The organism is Thioclava sp. JM3 (assembly GCF_002213185.1).
GTDB lineage: Bacteria > Pseudomonadota > Alphaproteobacteria > Rhodobacterales > Rhodobacteraceae > Thioclava > Thioclava nitratireducens.
The window spans coordinates 329,390-345,626 of record NZ_NBOB01000003.1; the positions used below are offsets into that span (position 1 = coordinate 329,390).

Consider the following 16,237-nt stretch of genomic DNA (forward strand, 5'->3'; position numbering starts at 1 on the left):
GATGCGCGCCGCCCATTGCTCTCGCTGGCGCCGCGCTCTATCTAATCGGGCCATGAAGATACTCTTTCTAGGCGATGTGATGGGCCGCGCGGGCCGCGCCGCGATCACCGAAACCCTGCCGAAACTTCGCGAGGAGTGGCGCCTCGATTTCGTCGTGGTCAATGGCGAGAACGCCTCGGGCGGCATGGGGCTGACCGGCGATCACGCGAAGCTTCTGCTGGATGCGGGCGCGGACGTGGTGACGCTGGGCGATCACGCCTTCGATCAGAAGGACATGCTGCGCTTCATCGAGAGCGAGCCGCGCATCATCCGCCCCGTGAACTACGCCAAGGAAGCGCCGGGCAAGGGCGCGCGGGTGTTCCAGGACCGGCGCGGGCGCAAGGTGCTGGTGGCGCAGGTGCTGGGCAACGTGTTCATGAAACGCGCCTTCGACGATCCCTTCTCGGCCATCGAGGCGGAACTGAAACGCTACCCGCTGGGCGGGGCGGTGCAGGCCGCGCTGGTGGATGTGCATTGCGAGGCGACCTCGGAGAAGATGGCGATGGGCCATTGGTGCGACGGGCGTGCGAGCGTCGTCGTGGGCACCCATACCCATGTCCCCACAGGCGATGCGCAGATCCTAGAGAAGGGCACGGCTTATCTCAGCGATGCGGGAATGTGCGGCGATTACGACTCCGTCATCGGCATGGCCAAGGCCGAACCGATGCGGCGCTTCGTGACCGGCATGTCGAAGGAACGCTTCTCGCCGGCGCGCGGTCCGGTGACGCTCTGCGGCTTCTATGTCGAGACCGACGACAAGACCGGCCGCGCCACCCGCTGCGAAGCGGTGCGCACCGGCGGCAGGCTCGCGCAATCGGTGCCGCTCTGAGCGCCGTTCGCGTCCCGATTTGCCCGAACCTCATGCCGTTGCGTGCAAATTTCCTTTGCTGTGGGCAGAGCGCGCTTGCTCGTGCATCGCGTGTCGATAGTATCGGCCCGATGCGCCTTCGCGAGAGCCTGACATGATCCAACTGCCCTTCACCGGCACCGAGACGGCAGTCGCGGCCCTTCTCGTCGTGGGCTGGATGTTCGCGATGTTCGTCCGCGAGACTTGGCCGCCAGAGGTCACCGCGATCGCGGGCGCGGCGCTGATGCTGATCTTCGGCTTCGTCCCCTACGAGAACGCGGCCGCCATCCTGTCGAACCCGGCGCCCTGGACCATCGCCTTCATGTTCCTGATCGTGGGGGCCTTGGTGCGCACCGGCGCGCTCGACGCGATGACGCGCTATGCGGAATCGCGGATCGACCAGAACCCGAAGCTCACCGTGCTTCTGATGTTCGCGATCACCATGTTCGCCAGCGCGGTGATGAACAACACGCCGGTCGTTGCGGTGATGATCCCGGTCTTCATTCAGGTCGCGCGCAAGCTGAACCTCTCGCCGTCGCGCCTGCTGATGCCACTGAGCTACGTCACGGTGATGGGGGGCATGATCACCCTGATCGGTACCTCGACCAACATCCTCGTCGACGGCGTCGTGCGCGGCCGCGGCATGGAGCCCTTCACCATCTTCGAGATCGCGCCGTTGGGCTTCGCGATCTGCCTCGTCGGCGGGGCGTTCCTGATGATCTTCGCGCCGAAACTGATCCCCGAGCGGCAATCGCTGTCCTTCATGCTCGGCGATCGGCCGAAGATGAAATATTTCACCGAGGTCGCGATCCCGGAGGAGAGCGGCTTGATCGGCGAGAAAGTGCAGGAGGCCGACACTTTCAAGCGCGAGGGCGTACGGGTGATCGACGTGCTGCGCGGCGATGCCTCGCTGCGCCGAGATCTGGCCTCGGTCGAACTGATGGCGGGCGACCGCGTCGTGCTGCGCTCCGAGATGGAAGAACTGCTCGGGATGCAGAAGAACCGCGACCTTCGCATGGTCGACAAGCTGTCCTCTGTGCAGACCGAGACGGTGGAAGTGCTGATCTCGCCCGGCTGCCGGATGATCGGGCAGCGTCTGGGCGACATGCGCCTGCGCCGCCGCTATGGCGTCTACACGCTGGCCGCGCACCGCCGGAACCAGAATATCGGTCGCCAGCTCGACGATCTGATCGTGGTGGTGGGCGATACGCTGCTGCTTGAAGGCGCGCCCGAGGATATCGCGCGTCTGGCCTCTGATATGGACCTTGTGGACGTGTCGAAACCGCAGGCGCGCGCCTATCGCCGCTCGCATCTGCCGCTCGCGATGGGTGCTTTGAGTGCGGTGGTAATCTTCGCGGCGCTTGGCGTGGCCCCAATCCTCGCGCTCGCGATGGTGGCGGTGGCGGGCATCCTCGTCAGCCGCTGCATCGATACCGACGAGGCCTTCACCTTCATCGAGGGCCGCCTGCTCGCACTGATCTTCGCGATGCTCGTGGTCGGCGCGGGGCTCGAGCATTCCGGCGCAGTCGAACTGATCGTCTCGGGCGTGGCGCCCTTGCTGAAGATGCTGCCGCCGCAGCTTGCGCTTTTCGTGGTCTATTTCCTCGGCCTGTTCATGACAGAGCTGCTGTCGAACAACGCCGTGGCGGTGATCTACACCCCGATCGCGATCTCGCTGGCCGCCGCTCTCGGGCTCGATCCGCGGCCCTTCGCCGTGGCTGTGATGTTCTCCGCCTCGGTGGCTTTCGCGACCCCGATAGGATATCAGACCCATATGATGATCTATGGCCCAGGTGGCTATAAGTTCACCGATTTCCTGCGCGTCGGCATCCCGATGGATATCGTGACCGGGGTGACCGCCTGCCTGCTGATCCCGCTGATCTGGCCCTTCTGAGGAGGTTCCCCCATGCGCTTTGCCGCTCGTCTCGCCGCCCTGTCGCTTCTCGCGCCGCTCGCGCTCGCCGCATGCGTGCCGGGGCCGGGGACCCGCGCACCGTCCTGGCCGGACAAGATCAGCTTCCGGGGCACGGTGATGCAGGTGTCGTTCAATGACGGAACCAACTGCCACGCCAATATCTCGGGCCAGTATACCGGCGACCTTGTGGATTGCCCCTATCCGATGCGCTACCAAGTGACCCGCTTCGAGCCGAGCTATCTCGCGGGCAGTGGGGTGGGGGACCTTTTCCAGCCCTATGCCGAGGTGACGCTGAAAGACGCGGCCGGTCGGCGCTGGCACTTCAAGACGCCTCGTGACGTGCCGCCGCATGCCCGCGGCGAGGGCCAGATCCAGCTGCCGCAGTAACCTCGCGCCGGCGGGCACGGAGCCGGCCCGCATCCATCGATCTTGAATCATCCCCCCGTTGCGCACTATACGGGGTCGATTTCGCGACTATTCCGAACGGAGATACCCATGGCAGGCCACTCAAAATGGGCCAACATCCAGCACCGCAAGGGCAAGCAGGATGCGGCGCGCTCGAAGATGTTTTCCAAGCTCTCGAAAGAGATCACGGTTGCCGCGAAGATGGGCGACCCCGATCCCGAGAAGAACCCGCGCCTGCGCCTCGCCGTGAAAGCGGCCAAATCCCAGTCGATGCCGAAAGACGTGATCGACCGCGCGATCAAGAAATCGCAGGCGGGCGACGGCGATGACTATACCGAAATCCGCTACGAGGGCTACGGCCCCGAGGGCATCGCGGTGATCGTCGAGGCGATGACCGACAACCTCAACCGCACCGCGTCGAACGTGCGCTCCACCTTCACCAAGAACGGCGGCAATCTGGGCACCACCGGTTCGGTGTCCTTCATGTTCGACCGTATGGGCGAGATCATCTATCCCGCGTCCGTGGGCGATGCCGAGACCGTGCTGATGGCCGCGATCGAGGCGGGCGCCGAAGACGTCGAGAGCGACGAGGAAGGCCACTGGATCTACTGCGCGATGGAAGACCTCTCGGATGTCTCCGACGCGCTGGAGAAGGAACTGGGCGAGGCCGAGGAGGCCAAGTTGATCTGGAAGCCCCAGAACCGCACCGAGGTCGATCTGGAGACCGCCCAGAAGCTGATGAAGCTGATCGACACGCTCGAAGACGATGACGACGTGCAATCCGTCACCGCCAATTTCGACGTGCCCGAAGATGTTGCAGCGCAGCTGTAACGCGTTTCGCCGGAAAAATAGGAAAAAGCGCCCTCCGGGGCGCTTTTTGCATGAAAAACGCGTGAAATTGCGCCTTTTCCCGTGCCCCGGTTTACATTCCGGGCCATAACCCCCACGTTGTCGCGTGACGCTCCGAGCACCCGCGAACCCCCGCGGCCTCGGCAAATTCATCTGCCCGCGAAAGGATATCACCATGACCCAGGCAAAGGCTGGCGACACCCTGCATCTGCATTACACCGGCAAGCTCGATGACGGCTCCGTCTTCGACAGCTCGCAAGGCCGCGAGCCGCTCTCCTTCACGCTCGGCTCGGGGCAGATCATTCCCGGCCTCGACAAGGGCGTGACCGGCATGGAAGAGGGCGAAAAGCGCACCGTGCGTGTCGAGCCCGAAGAAGCCTATGGCGAGCACCACCCCGAGCGCATGCAGGCCGTCGACCGCGCGAACATTCCCGACGACATCCCGACCGAGCCGGGCACTCAGCTTCAGGTTCAGACCCAGGACGGCCAGACCGTGAACGTGACCGTCGCCGAGGCGAACGAGAAGGAACTCGTCCTCGACGCGAACCACCCGCTCGCCGGCAAGGCGCTGACCTTCGACGTGGAACTCGTCAAGATCGACGCGTAAGTCGGCACGCACCTGGCGTGACTTCAACGGCGGCTGTGCCTTCCCGGCGCGGCCGCCGTTAATTTTATCCGGAGCAGGGCGGACGGTCGCTCCGGCCACGATATGTCCCTTGCGACAGGCAATTCGCTGCGGGCGCATCCTGCGCCGGAACCAAACACTCTCCGCCCCCCTTTTCCCATCGACGTGTCTCTGTTACGCGGCGCGCTCCATCCCAGTGACACCACCTGAAACCCGAGAGAAGGAGCCGCCATGCGCATTTCCGTCGACGTGCAGATGCAATACCAGTTCCCGCAGCCCAATACGGTCGCGCTGGTGCTCGAAGCGGCGCATGCTCCGGGGCAGGAGATCGTCAGCGCGTCGATGAATCTCGGCGATGCGACCGTCGACCGGATCGCGGGCGATTGCGGCGTGGGCGAGCGGATCTGGGCCCGGGTCGGCACACAGATGACGCTGCATTATCAGGCGCTGATCGACATCACGCGCCCGGCGATCGACCTCAGCCAGATGCGAGCCGCGCAGCTGCACGAACTGCCCGCCGAGGCCGCCCCCTATATCCGCCCCTCGCGCTACGTGCAGTCCGACAAGTTCGTCTCCTTCGTGGGCAAGCGCTTCGGCGATCTGCAGGGCGGCGCGAAAGTGGCCGCGATCCGCGACTGGATCGAGAAGAACCTCTCCTACGTGCCCGGCGCGTCGGACAGCGACACCAATGTGCTCGAGACTTTCGCGGGCCGGGCAGGGGTTTGCCGCGACTACGCGCATCTGTTCTGCGCGATGGTGCGTGCGGCGCAGATCCCGGCGCGGATGGCTTCGTCCTACGGGCCGGACGTGAGGCCGCAGGATTTCCACGCCGTGGCCGAGGTCTGGCTCGATGGCGCGTGGCATATGGTCGATGCGACCGGCATGTGCGGGGCCGAGAACATGGCGCTGGTCGCGGTGGGGCGCGACGCCTATGACGTGGCTTTCATGGAATCGCAGGCGCCCGCCACGCTGATCAACCAGAGCGTCTCCGTAATCCGGGTCTGAGCGCGTTCCTTCAGCGCTTCAACGGATAGCGATCGGCCTCTTCGAAGACGTCGATCACTTTCGTTCCGGCCTTGAGCCGCGCGGAATGTTCCGCGCCCGAAGGGATGCTGTAGGTCTCGCCGGGGCGATAGACCCGGGTCTCGCCTGCGATGGTCAGCTCCGCCTCGCCTTCGATCACGGTGCCCCACTGGCCCTTGTGGGAATGGGCCGGAAGGTCGAAATCGGTGAGGAAGTGCAGAAACACCACCAGCCCCGCCTCCGAGCGGACCGCGTGGCTGCGCACCTGATCTTCGGGAAACGGCAGATCGAGGGCGGGGAAGGCCTGAATGAAATCGGGTAGCTCCATGGGTGTCTCTCCTCCTGACGGGCCTGCGGGACATGCGTCACTATGCGCGCCGCGCAGCCTGCGGGCAATGCGCGCTCAGCCCGGGGAGCCGCTCAGACCGGAACAAGCCGTGCGCGACGCCCTGTTCCCGACCTCTTACAACAACACCACCTTCGCCGCCTTCCGCAACGCTTTGGTCAGCGGCGCGAGCGGGGCTTTCAGCCGCCTCGCGCTTTGCCAGTAGAGCGGCACGTCGATCGGCGCCGGGCCCAGCCGTTCCAGCGCGCCGCTTTCCAGATGCGCCTGCACCAGCGCCTCGGGGTTCAGCCCCCAGCCCATGCCGCGCAGACAGGCCTCTACGAAGCCTTCGGTCGAGCCGATACGATGCGCCCGCAACCCCATCGGCATGCCCGCGATCATCGAGGCCCAGCGATCCTGCAAGCGATCCTTCGCGTTGAACTGCAGGGCGGGGGCCGCGCGCAAGCTGTGCCGGTCGATCCGGTTCGGAAAATACCGCGCGACGAAGTCCGGACTCGCCGTCGCGATATAGCGCAGCCGCCCGAGGCTCACGCTGTCGCAGCCCGCGATCGGCCCCGCGTCGGCGGTGATCGCCCCCACGACCTCGCCCCGGCGCAACAGTCCCGCCGAATGGTCCTGATCGTCGATCACCAGATCGAAACGCACGCCCTCCACCTCGGCCAGCGCGGGCAGCACCCATGTCGCGAGACTGTCGGCATTGACGGCGATACGCAGAACCGGCGGGGTCCCGGAGGGCGCCAGCTCGGTTTCGAGAAGCGCCACCTCGCGCAGATGGGCGATCAGCCGCGCCCCATCCTCGGTCGCGCGGCAGGGCGTGGCGCGGATCACCAGAACGGCGCCCATGCGTTCCTCCAACTGGCGGACGCGTTGCGAGACGGCCGATTGCGACACCCCGAGCCGTGCGCTCGCGGCCTCGAAGCTTCCGGTCTCGATCACGGTGGCGAGCGCATCCAGCGCGGCATAGTCGAACATAAGTTTTACTTATACAGAGTTAGTTTAATTAAGTTGAACTTATACGCGCGCCCCGGCACTGAGAAGCGTCTCCGAGCAGACTGGGGGTGAGGCGGATGGAATTGGCGGCATTCTGGGCAGGGCTGAAACTGGGGCTCGGGCTGATCGTGGCGATCGGCGCGCAGAACGCGTTCGTGCTGCGTCAGGGGCTGCGGCGCGAGCATGTCTTCGCGGTGGCGCTGTTCTGCGCGCTTTCCGATGCGGTGCTGATCGCCATTGGCGTGTCGGGCTTCGCCGCCGCGTCCACCGCACTGCCATGGCTGGCCGAGGCGCTGCGCTGGGGCGGTGTCGCCTTTCTTAGCTGGTATGCGATCCGTTCCGCTTTGGCGGCGATCCGGGGCGGCGAGCATCTCGACCCGAGCGCGGGCAGCGCGCCGTCCTTGCGCGCAGTCCTCGTGACGGTGGCCGCTTTCACATGGGCGAACCCCCATGTCTGGCTCGATACGGTGGTGCTTCTGGGCGCGGTCTCGGCGCAGTTCGCAGGCGCGCGGATCGGCTTCGCCACCGGCGCGATCGTGGCCTCCTTCGTGTTCTTCTTCGCGCTGGCCTATGGCGCGCGGCTGCTGGCGCCGCTTTTCGCCAAGGAGAGCGCCTGGCGCGTGCTTGATGCGCTGATCGCGGTGCTGATGGGGTCGATCGCCTGGAAGCTCGCCGCGGGCGGATTATAACCGACACAAAACCGCCCCTTGCGCGCGGTGCCGATCCAGCGTCCAAGAGAGCCATGACCGCGCAAGACAAACCTAACAAACCGCTGATCGGCATCCTGTGGATGCTCGCCACCACCGCCTGTTTCGTCATGGTGAATATCATCGTCCACTGGCTGGGCGATCAGGTGCCCGCCGCGCAATCGGCCTTCGTGCGCTTCACCTGGGGGCTGATCTTCTTCGCCCCCGCACTGGCCCGCATCCTGCGCCAGAACTTCCCGCCGCAGGTCTGGGCGCTGTTCGGTGTGCGCGGGGCGTTGCATGCGGTGGCGGTGGGGCTGTGGTTCTTCGCGATGAGCAATATCCCGATCGCCGATGTCACCGCGATCAACTACCTCAACCCGATCGTGGTGACGGTGGGCGGTGCGCTCCTGTTGGGCGAGGGGCTGGCGTGGCGGCGCGTGACGGCAGTGATCGTTGCGCTGATCGGGGCGCTGATCATCCTGCGCCCGGGGATGCGCGCGATCGAGCCCGGCCATATCGCCCAGCTTGGCGCGGCGCTGTTCTTTGGCGGCGCCTATCTCGCGGCGAAGCGGCTGACCGATTACGTGCCCGCGGGCACGGTGGTGGCGATGATGACGCTGGTAGTGACCGTCGCGCTCGCTCCGGTGGCGATCTGGAAATGGGAGCCGATCACGCTGTCCGAGACGCTCTGGCTGGGCGCGGTGGCGGTGTTCGCCACCGGCGGGCATTACTGCATGACGCGGGCTTTCGCCGCGGCGCCCGTGACGGTGACGCAGCCGGTGATCTTCCTGCAACTGGTCTGGGCGGCGATTGCGGGCTGGACGATTTTCGGCGAGCGTCCGGACCCTTACGTGATCCTGGGCGGTGCGATCATCATCGGCGCGGTGAGCTACATGACCATCCGCGAGGCGCAGCTCAAACGCCGGGTGACGCCGCCTCCGCCGGCCACCAAGATCTGACAGCGCCGCACTTTTCTGCAAATGTCGGATGCCTCCGGCGGGGATATTTGAGCCAAGCCGAAGGGGCGCGCGCGCCTTGGTTTCGGCTTGGTCAAAATATCCTCCGCGAAGCGTCCCTCAGCTCGCCTCGGCGCTGCGCTGGGGGTCGATGAGCCGCGTGATGACGCCTTCGCGGGTCACGACGCGGCCATCGGTGAGCGGGACGGCGGGCTCGTGGCGCAGCCGCTCCATCACGTCGCGCACGGGGGCGTCGGCGGGCATCGGTTCACCCGTGGCATCGCCGGTCGGCGTGCCGACGGGATCGGCGATATCCTCGGCGGTCAGCACGCCGAGCGGGTTCATATGGGCCACGAAATCGGCCACATAGCCGTTCGCCGGTTTGGCGATGATGTCGCGTGCCGTGCCGCATTGCACGATCCGCCCGCCTTCCATCAGCGCGATCCGGTTGCCGATCTTGAACGCCTCGTCGAGGTCGTGGCTGACGAAGATGATCGTGCGCTTGAGCTTGGTCTGCAGCTCGAGCAACTCGTCCTGCAGCTTGGTGCGGATCAGCGGGTCGAGCGCCGAGAAGGGCTCGTCCATCAGCAGGATCGGCGCGTCGGTGGCGAACGCCCGGGCGAGGCCCACGCGCTGCTGCATGCCGCCCGAAAGCTCTGCCACCTGACGGTCGGCCCAGTCCGACAGACCCACCAGTTCCAACTGGGTGTCGACCTTCTTGCGGCGTTCCGCCTTGCTCATGCCGGCGAGTTCGAGGCCGAGGCCTACATTCTCGCGCACGGTCCGCCAGGGCAGCAGGCCGAATTGCTGGAAGACCATCGCGATCTTGTTGAGGCGCATTTTGCGTAAAGTCGCGGGATCGGCGTGGGTGACATCGACGAGACGCTCGCCGTCATGCACCTCGACCTGACCGCGCACGACGGGGTTGAGACCGTTCACCGCGCGCAACAGCGTCGATTTGCCGGAGCCCGAGAGGCCCATCAGCACGAGAATCTCGCCCTCGGGCACCTCGACCGAGCAGTCATGCACGCCAAGCACCTGATCGGTGCGCTCCTGGATCTCGGGGCGCGAGAGCCCTTCGTCCATCAGGGGCAGGGCTTCTTGCGGGCGGTCGCCGAAGACGATGGAGACATTGTCGAATTTGACGGCGGTTTTGGCTTTGGTCTGGGTCATTTCGAACCTCCGCGGCGCAGCATGCGGTCAAGGATGATGGCGACGACGACGATCACGAAGCCGGATTCGAAGCCGAGTGCCGTGTTCACGGTGTTCAGTGCGCGCACGACCGGCACGCCAAGCCCGTCAGCGCCGACGAGCGCGGCCACCACGACCATCGAGAGCGAGAGCATGATCGTCTGGTTCAGACCGGCCATGATCTGCGGCGTGGCGTAGGGCAGTTCGACCTTCCACAGAAGCTGGCTCTTGGTTGCGCCGAAGGATTGGGCGGCCTCGGTCAGCGTGTCCGGCGTTGAGGAAACGCCCAGATGGGTCAGGCGGATCGGGGCGGGCAGCACGAAGATCACGGTCGCGATCAGGCCGGGCACCATGCCGATGCCGAAAAAGACGATGGCCGGGATCAGGTAGACGAAGGCCGGCAGCGTCTGCATCAGGTCCAAGACCGGTTGCAGCACTGAATACAGCCGTGGGCGATGGGCGGCGGCGATGCCGATCGGCACCCCGATCCCCATGCAGACCACGCAGGCGGCGATCACGAGGGTGAGGCTCTCGGTCGTCTCTTCCCAGTAGTCCTGATTGAGGATGAACAGGAAGCCCACGATCACCAGCAGGGAAATCTTCCAGCTGCGCTGGAGCAGGTAGGCGATCACCGCGAAGGCGAGGATCACGAGAAGGGGCGGGGGGCCTTGCAGCACCCAGAGCGTTGCGTCGATCAGCGCTTTCAGCGCGACGGAGAGGGCGTCGAAGAGCGGCGCTGCATGGTCCTGCAGCCAGTCGATCACGATCTTGGCCGTCTTGCCCACGGGGATTTTGGTTTCGGTCAACCAGTTCATAACTGTCCTTGCGAGTTGTTATTTCTGGCGCGTTTCGATGCGGTCGAAGGCGACTTGCGATTGCGCCTTGCCGGTTTCGGGGTCGAGCTTGGTCACGCGCAGGACCAGCCCGGCCTTGGGGGAAAATTCCTTGAGGAAGGCGGTGCGCAGCTTGCCCATCGCGATCCGTTCGACGACCTGCCAGACATCGTAGCGGCACGCGCCGATCAGCACCGAGCCAGGGCCGCGATAGGCGTAGGAGATGGTGCCGCGATCCTTGGTCTCGCCGTCGACTTTCAGCGTCACCGGAGTGCGCCAGTTGCCGAGTTGCGGCAGTTGGTCGAGCCGCGCGGGGTCCTCGTCGTAGATGAGCGCGAAACTGCGCCCGTCCATTTCCTGCATGCTCACCGCCAGCGGATGGTCGTAGCGCTCGCGCTTGGGCGGGCGGCCGAGCTCGGGATCGTCGACCCGGTAGGAGGTCAGCCTGCCGTTTTCGTAGCGATAGGCCTGCGCCATTTTCGGGGCGTTGCGGGTGAGCGTGACGCCCGCCGCGTGCAGGGCCTCGGCCTCCGGGCAATCGGCGGCGCGCGCCGGGGTCACGGGCGCGGCTATCATCCCCGCGAAGAGAAGGGCCGCGCCGGTGAGGGCGCGGACCGAGGGGAAGCGGGGGCGGAGGGCCATGCCCTGCCGCCCGCGCGAATATTGCGCCCGAAGGCTCACGAGTTCAGCGCTTTCTCGACCGCTGCCTGCGCGTCGCCGCCGTCCTTCGTGGTCACACCGTCGAGCCAGGGCTTCCAGCTGTCCGGGTTGGCCTTGAGCCATTCCTTCGCGGCCGCCTTGGGATCCTCGCCATCGTCGAGGATCTTGCCCATGATCTCGTTTTCCATCGCGAGGGTGAACTTGAGGTTGGAGACGAACTTGCCCGGGTTCGGGCACTCGTCGACATAGCCCGCGCGGACGTTGGTCATGACCGTCGCACCGCCGTAATCGGGGCCGAAGAAGTCATCGCCGCCCGACAGGTAGGTGATGTCGAAGTTGGAGTTCATCGGGTGGGGTTCCCACGCGAGGAAGATGATCGGTTTGTCGGCTTTGTCGGCACGCGCGACCTGCGCGAGCATGCCCTGCTCGGAGCTTTCCTTCAGGTCGAAGTTCTTCAGGCCGAACGCGTCCTTGTCGATCATGTCGAGGATCAGCGCGTTGCCGTCATTGCCCGGCTCGATGCCGTAGATCTGGTTGTCCAGCTCGTCGGCGTGCTTGGCGATGTCGGAGAAGTCCTTAATGCCGAGCTTGGCGCCAGCGGGGTTGGTCGCCAGCGTGTATTTCGCGCCGGTCAGGTTGGTGCCGAGCGTCTCGACGGTGCCGTCCTTGGTGTAGGGATCGACGTTGGCGGCCATCGAGGGCATCCAGTTGCCCAGGAACACGTCGACGTCGCCTTTCGACAGCGCCTCGTAGGTCACCGGAACCGAGAGAACCTTGGTGTCGGTCTCGTAGCCGAGCGCTTCGAGGATGGTGGTCGCGACCGCGGTGGTCGAGGTGATGTCGGTCCAGCCAACATCGGAGAAGGTCACTTTCGAGCAATCGGCGGCCTGAGCGGGCGCGGTGCCTGCCAGTCCGAACGAGAGCGCGGCCCCCAGTGCGAGGAGCGTGGAACGAAGTTTCATGCTTTTTCTCCCTGTGCAGCGTTAAGAAAAACCGCGGGATGCGGTTGTTGATTGACGAGTCAATAAACATGTTCTAGCTCGACATGCAAGCAAGCCACCCGGAAGGAGGCCGATCACATGCCGAAGCTTGGAGCAGAGCCTATACGGCGCGCAGCCTTGGTCAAAGCGACTATTGAGACAGTGGGCGAGGCGGGGTCGCTCGACGTGACGGTCGCGCAGATCGCCCGGCGCGCGGGCATGTCCTCGGCGCTGGCGCACCATTATTTCGGGTCGAAAGACCGGATTTTCCTCGCCGCGATGCGCTCGATCCTTTCGATTTACGGGGCCGAAGTGCGCGGTGCGATGGCGATGGCGCATTCCCCGCACGAGCGTGTTCGCGCAGTTGTGATGGGCTCTTTCGCGGCGGGCTCGTTCCGTCACGAGGCGATCGCCGCGTGGCTGAACTTCTACGTTCTCGCGCAGTCGAGCGCCGAAGCGCGGCGCCTGCTGCATATCTATCAGCGCCGTCTGCGCTCCAACCTCATGCACGGGCTGCGGCCGCTGGTCGGCGACCGCGCGGGCTCCGTGGCCGAGGGTTTGGGCGCGATGATCGACGGCGTCTACATCCGCGCGGCGCTTGTCGCGGGCGAGCCCGACCGCGAGGCCGCCTGCGAACTGGTGCTGGCGCATCTGGAAAAGGAATTGGAGGTCCACCAATGAGGGCACAGCCGAAAGCAAGCCATTTCGTCAATGGCGACTGGATGGAAGATACGGACGGCGACGAGCTGATCGTCACCTATCCCGGCACCGGCGAGGTGATCGCCAAGCTGCATGCGGCGACCCCTGCGGTGATCGACGCCGCGATTTCGGGGGCGGTTGAGGCGCAGAAGGACTGGGCCGCGCTGCGCCCGGTCGAGCGGGGCCGTATCCTGACCCGTGCCGTCGCGATCATCCGCGAGCGCGGTGAGGAACTGGCGCTGCTGGAAACGCTCGACACCGGCAAGCCCATTCAGGAAACCCGCGAGGCCGACTGGCCCTCGGGCGCCGAGGCGCTGGAGTATTTCGCGGGTCTCGCGCCCACGCTGACCGGAGAGACGATGCCGCTGGGCGGCGATTTCGCCTATACGATCCGCGAGCCGCTGGGCGTCTGCGCAGGGATCGGCGCGTGGAACTATCCCAGCCAGATCGCCTGCTGGAAATCCGCGCCTGCGCTGTCGACCGGCAACGCGATGGTGTTCAAACCCTCCGAGATGACGCCGCTGGGCGCGCTGAAGCTCGCCGAGATCTTCATCGAAGCCGGGATGCCCGCGGGTATCTTCAACGTGGTGCAGGGCTTCGGCCCGGTAGGGGCGGCGCTCTCGACCGATCCGCGTATCGCGAAAGTCTCGCTGACCGGGTCGGTCCCGACGGGTCAGAAGGTCTATCAGGCGGCATCGGCGGGCATGAAGCACGTCACGATGGAGCTTGGCGGCAAATCCCCGATGATCGTTTTTGATGATGCCGATATCGAAAGCGCAATCGGCGCGGCGATGCTGGGGAATTTCTATTCCTCGGGTCAGATCTGCTCGAACGGGACGCGAGTCTTCGTGCAGAAGGGCGTCAAGGAGAAATTCCTCGCCCGTCTGAAAGAGCGCGCGGAAACCATTGTCGCGGGCGATCCGCTGGACGAGGCGACGCAATTCGGTCCGCTGATCTCGAAGGCGCAGTTCGACAAGGTCATGTCCTATGTCGAGAGCGCGAAATCCGAAGGCGCGCGACTGGTCTGCGGCGGCTCGGCAGGCAATGAGGGGCCGCTTTTCGTGCAGCCCACCGTTTTCGCCGATGTCACCGACGATATGACCATCGCGCGGGAAGAAATCTTCGGCCCGGTCATGTCCGTGCTGGATTTCGAGACCGAGGAAGAGGCGATCGCGCGGGCCAATGACACGCAGTTCGGCCTCGCCGCGGGTGTGTTCACCGGCGATCTGGCGCGCGGCCACCGTGTCGTGAGCCAGCTGCAGGCGGGTACGACCTGGATCAACGCCTACAACCTGACGCCGGTGGAAATGCCCTTCGGCGCGGTGAAGCAATCGGGCTTCGGGCGCGAGAATTCGCGCGCGGCGGTGGAGCACTATACGCAGCTCAAATCCGTCTATGTCGGCATGGGGCCGGTCGAGAGCCCGTACTGAATTTGAATTTGGGGAGGTTGGGGGCGCTGCCCGTCGCCGGTTGGTCCTCGGACCGATGGCGCACCAACCGGCGCCCCCCGGGATTTTCCGCCAAGGGGAAGATATGAGTGTTTCGGCAGAATATGTGATCGTAGGCGCAGGCTCGGGTGGCTCGGCGCTGGCTTACCGGCTCGTGGAAGCGGGACGCGACGTGGTCGTGATCGAGCACGGCGGGTCGGATGCCGGGCCGTTCATCCAGATGCCCGGCGCGTTGAGCTATCCGATGAATATGGGGATCTACGACTGGGGCTTTCAGTCGGAACCCGAAGAGCATCTGGGCGGACGCCGTCTGGCGACCCCGCGCGGCAAGGTGCTGGGCGGCTCGTCGAGCATTAACGGCATGGTCTATGTCCGGGGCCACGCGCGCGATTTCGACCATTGGGAAGAAAGCGGCGCGCGCGGCTGGGGCTACGCCGATGTGCTGCCCTATTACAAGCGGATGGAGCATTGGCACGGCGGCGAAGAGACCGAATGGCGTGGCCGCTCGGGGCCGCTGCATGTGACCCGCGGGCCGCGCTCCAACCCCCTGTTCGACGCCTTCGTCGCTGCGGGCGCGGCGGCGGGCTATCCGGTGACCGAGGATTACAACGGCCGGCAGCAGGAAGGCTTCGGGCCGATGGAGGCCACGATCTACAAAGGGCGTCGCTGGTCGGCGGCCAATGCCTATCTGCGCCCCGCGCTCAAGACCGGCAAGTTGCGGATCGTCCGTGGTCTGGCGCGGCGCGTCGTCTTCGAAGGCAAGAAGGCCGTCGGCGTCGAGATCAAGCGCAAGGGGCAGATCGAGGTGGTCCGCGCGACGTCCGAGGTCGTGCTGGCGGCAAGTTCGATCAATACGCCGAAGCTTCTGATGCTCTCGGGTGTCGGCCCGGCAGAGCATCTGCGCGAGCATGGCATCGAGGTGCTGGCGGATCGTCCCGGGGTGGGCGGCAACCTGCAGGATCACCTTGAGATCTATATGCAATTCGCCGCGAAACAGCCGGTCACGCTGTTCAAGTACTGGAACCTCTACGGCAAGGCCCGTGTGGGCGCGCAATGGCTTTTCACCAAAAGCGGGCTCGGCGCGTCGAACCAGTTCGAAAGCTGCGCCTTCATCCGGTCGGAGGCCGGGATCGACTACCCGGACATCCAGTATCACTTCCTGCCGATCGCGGTGCGCTATGACGGCAAGGCCGCCGCCGAGGGGCATGGCTTCCAGGCGCATGTCGGCCCGATGCGTTCGAAGTCGCGTGGCCATATCCGGCTGCGCTCGGGCGATCCCGAGGCCAAGCCCGAGATCAAGTTCAATTACATGAGCCATCCCGACGACTGGGCCGAATTCCGCAAATGCGTGCGGCTGACCCGGGAAATTTTTGCGCAAGCGCCGATGGCCGCCCATGTGAAGCACGAGATCCAGCCGGGGGCCGACGTGGAGACGGATGAGCAGATCGACGCCTTCATCCGCGAACATGCCGAGAGCGCCTATCATCCCTGTGGCACTGCGAAGATGGGGGCGGCGGACGATCCTAGCGCCGTCGTCGATCCGGAAGGCCGCGTGATCGGGGTCGAGGGGCTGCGGGTCGCCGACAGCTCTGTCTTCCCGCGCATTACCAACGGCAACCTGAACGCGCCCTCGATCATGGTGGGCGAGAAGATGGCCGATCACCTGCTGGGCCGGGCACCGCTCGCACGCGAGAACCTCGAGCCGTGGGTGGCGCCGAACTGGCAGGTGGCGCAGCGCTGAG

Annotated in this window: 17 protein-coding genes; 11 read left to right on the forward strand and 6 right to left on the reverse strand. The window is 65.4% G+C overall.

The features are described 5' to 3' along the window. The first annotated feature begins 52 nt into the window (after nt 1-52). The 6 genes from B6V73_RS07500 to B6V73_RS07525 all read left to right on the forward strand — a co-directional run bounded on the left by B6V73_RS07500 (nt 53) and on the right by B6V73_RS07525 (nt 5,685). A complete protein-coding gene (locus tag B6V73_RS07500) occupies nt 53-868 on the forward strand; it encodes a TIGR00282 family metallophosphoesterase (RefSeq protein ID WP_088720254.1) in 816 nt (271 codons plus the stop codon). A 133-nt stretch (nt 869-1,001) separates the two neighbouring features. Beyond that, nucleotides 1,002-2,780, forward strand: coding sequence for an SLC13 family permease (locus B6V73_RS07505; RefSeq protein ID WP_075775551.1), 1,779 nt, complete (start codon nt 1,002-1,004; stop codon nt 2,778-2,780). Between the two features lie 12 nt (nt 2,781-2,792). After that, nucleotides 2,793-3,188 carry a hypothetical protein gene (locus B6V73_RS07510; protein WP_075775550.1) on the forward strand — a complete coding sequence of 132 codons (396 nt, stop codon included), beginning with the start codon at nt 2,793-2,795 and terminating at the stop codon, nt 3,186-3,188. Between the two features lie 108 nt (nt 3,189-3,296). Continuing rightward, nucleotides 3,297-4,037: a YebC/PmpR family DNA-binding transcriptional regulator gene (locus tag B6V73_RS07515; RefSeq protein ID WP_075775549.1), complete on the forward strand. Its 741-nt coding sequence runs from the start codon at nt 3,297-3,299 to the stop codon at nt 4,035-4,037. A 193-nt stretch (nt 4,038-4,230) separates the two neighbouring features. Then, on the forward strand, nt 4,231-4,662 hold the full coding sequence (locus tag B6V73_RS07520; protein ID WP_075775548.1) for a peptidylprolyl isomerase: 432 nt from the start codon (nt 4,231-4,233) through the stop codon (nt 4,660-4,662). A 249-nt stretch (nt 4,663-4,911) separates the two neighbouring features. Next, nucleotides 4,912-5,685, forward strand: a complete 774-nt coding sequence (locus B6V73_RS07525; protein WP_075775547.1) for a transglutaminase family protein — start codon at nt 4,912-4,914, stop codon at nt 5,683-5,685. A gap of 10 nt (nt 5,686-5,695) precedes the next feature. Here the strand turns inward: B6V73_RS07525 and B6V73_RS07530 are convergent, their stop codons facing one another. After that, the gene (locus B6V73_RS07530; RefSeq protein WP_088724917.1) at nt 5,696-6,031 is read right to left on the reverse strand and encodes a cupin domain-containing protein; all 336 of its coding nucleotides are present in this window, start codon (nt 6,029-6,031) and stop codon (nt 5,696-5,698) included. Between the two features lie 135 nt (nt 6,032-6,166). Next, nucleotides 6,167-7,021 (reverse strand): LysR family transcriptional regulator ArgP, encoded by an 855-nt coding sequence (locus B6V73_RS07535; protein ID WP_088724918.1) that lies wholly within the window; start codon nt 7,019-7,021, stop codon nt 6,167-6,169. Nucleotides 7,022-7,116: 95 nt separating this feature from the next. Here B6V73_RS07535 and B6V73_RS07540 point away from each other — a divergent pair, with 95 nt between their 5' ends. Next, entirely contained in the window at nt 7,117-7,728 is a 612-nt protein-coding gene (locus tag B6V73_RS07540; protein ID WP_088724919.1) for a LysE/ArgO family amino acid transporter, read from the forward strand. 53 nt (nt 7,729-7,781) lie between these two features. Further along, nucleotides 7,782-8,687 carry a DMT family transporter gene (locus tag B6V73_RS07545; RefSeq protein ID WP_075775544.1) on the forward strand — a complete coding sequence of 302 codons (906 nt, stop codon included), beginning with the start codon at nt 7,782-7,784 and terminating at the stop codon, nt 8,685-8,687. A 117-nt stretch (nt 8,688-8,804) separates the two neighbouring features. Here B6V73_RS07545 and choV read toward each other — a convergent pair whose 3' ends face one another. Genes choV through B6V73_RS07565 form a run of 4 tightly spaced genes read right to left on the reverse strand, consistent with a single transcriptional unit; the run spans nt 8,805 to nt 12,330 of the window. Continuing rightward, nucleotides 8,805-9,857, reverse strand: coding sequence for a choline ABC transporter ATP-binding protein (gene choV / locus B6V73_RS07550; protein ID WP_075775543.1), 1,053 nt, complete (start codon nt 9,855-9,857; stop codon nt 8,805-8,807). Continuing rightward, entirely contained in the window at nt 9,854-10,690 is an 837-nt protein-coding gene (gene choW / locus B6V73_RS07555) for a choline ABC transporter permease subunit (RefSeq protein ID WP_075775542.1), read from the reverse strand. The genes choV and choW overlap by 4 nt, the downstream gene beginning before the upstream one ends. Before the next feature lie 18 nt (nt 10,691-10,708). Then, nucleotides 10,709-11,350, reverse strand: a complete 642-nt coding sequence (locus tag B6V73_RS07560) for a hypothetical protein (RefSeq protein ID WP_088724920.1) — start codon at nt 11,348-11,350, stop codon at nt 10,709-10,711. A gap of 35 nt (nt 11,351-11,385) precedes the next feature. Then, nucleotides 11,386-12,330 (reverse strand): choline ABC transporter substrate-binding protein, encoded by a 945-nt coding sequence (locus B6V73_RS07565; protein WP_075775540.1) that lies wholly within the window; start codon nt 12,328-12,330, stop codon nt 11,386-11,388. Nucleotides 12,331-12,447: 117 nt separating this feature from the next. Here B6V73_RS07565 and betI point away from each other — a divergent pair, with 117 nt between their 5' ends. The 3 genes from betI to betA all read left to right on the forward strand — a co-directional run bounded on the left by betI (nt 12,448) and on the right by betA (nt 16,236). Further along, nucleotides 12,448-13,029 (forward strand): transcriptional regulator BetI, encoded by a 582-nt coding sequence (gene betI / locus B6V73_RS07570; RefSeq protein WP_075775539.1) that lies wholly within the window; start codon nt 12,448-12,450, stop codon nt 13,027-13,029. Next, nucleotides 13,026-14,477, forward strand: coding sequence for a betaine-aldehyde dehydrogenase (betB, locus tag B6V73_RS07575; protein WP_088724921.1), 1,452 nt, complete (start codon nt 13,026-13,028; stop codon nt 14,475-14,477). The genes betI and betB overlap by 4 nt, the downstream gene beginning before the upstream one ends. A gap of 103 nt (nt 14,478-14,580) precedes the next feature. Next, nucleotides 14,581-16,236, forward strand: a complete 1,656-nt coding sequence (betA, locus tag B6V73_RS07580) for a choline dehydrogenase (RefSeq protein ID WP_088723589.1) — start codon at nt 14,581-14,583, stop codon at nt 16,234-16,236. Nucleotide 16,237: the final 1 nt, after the last annotated feature.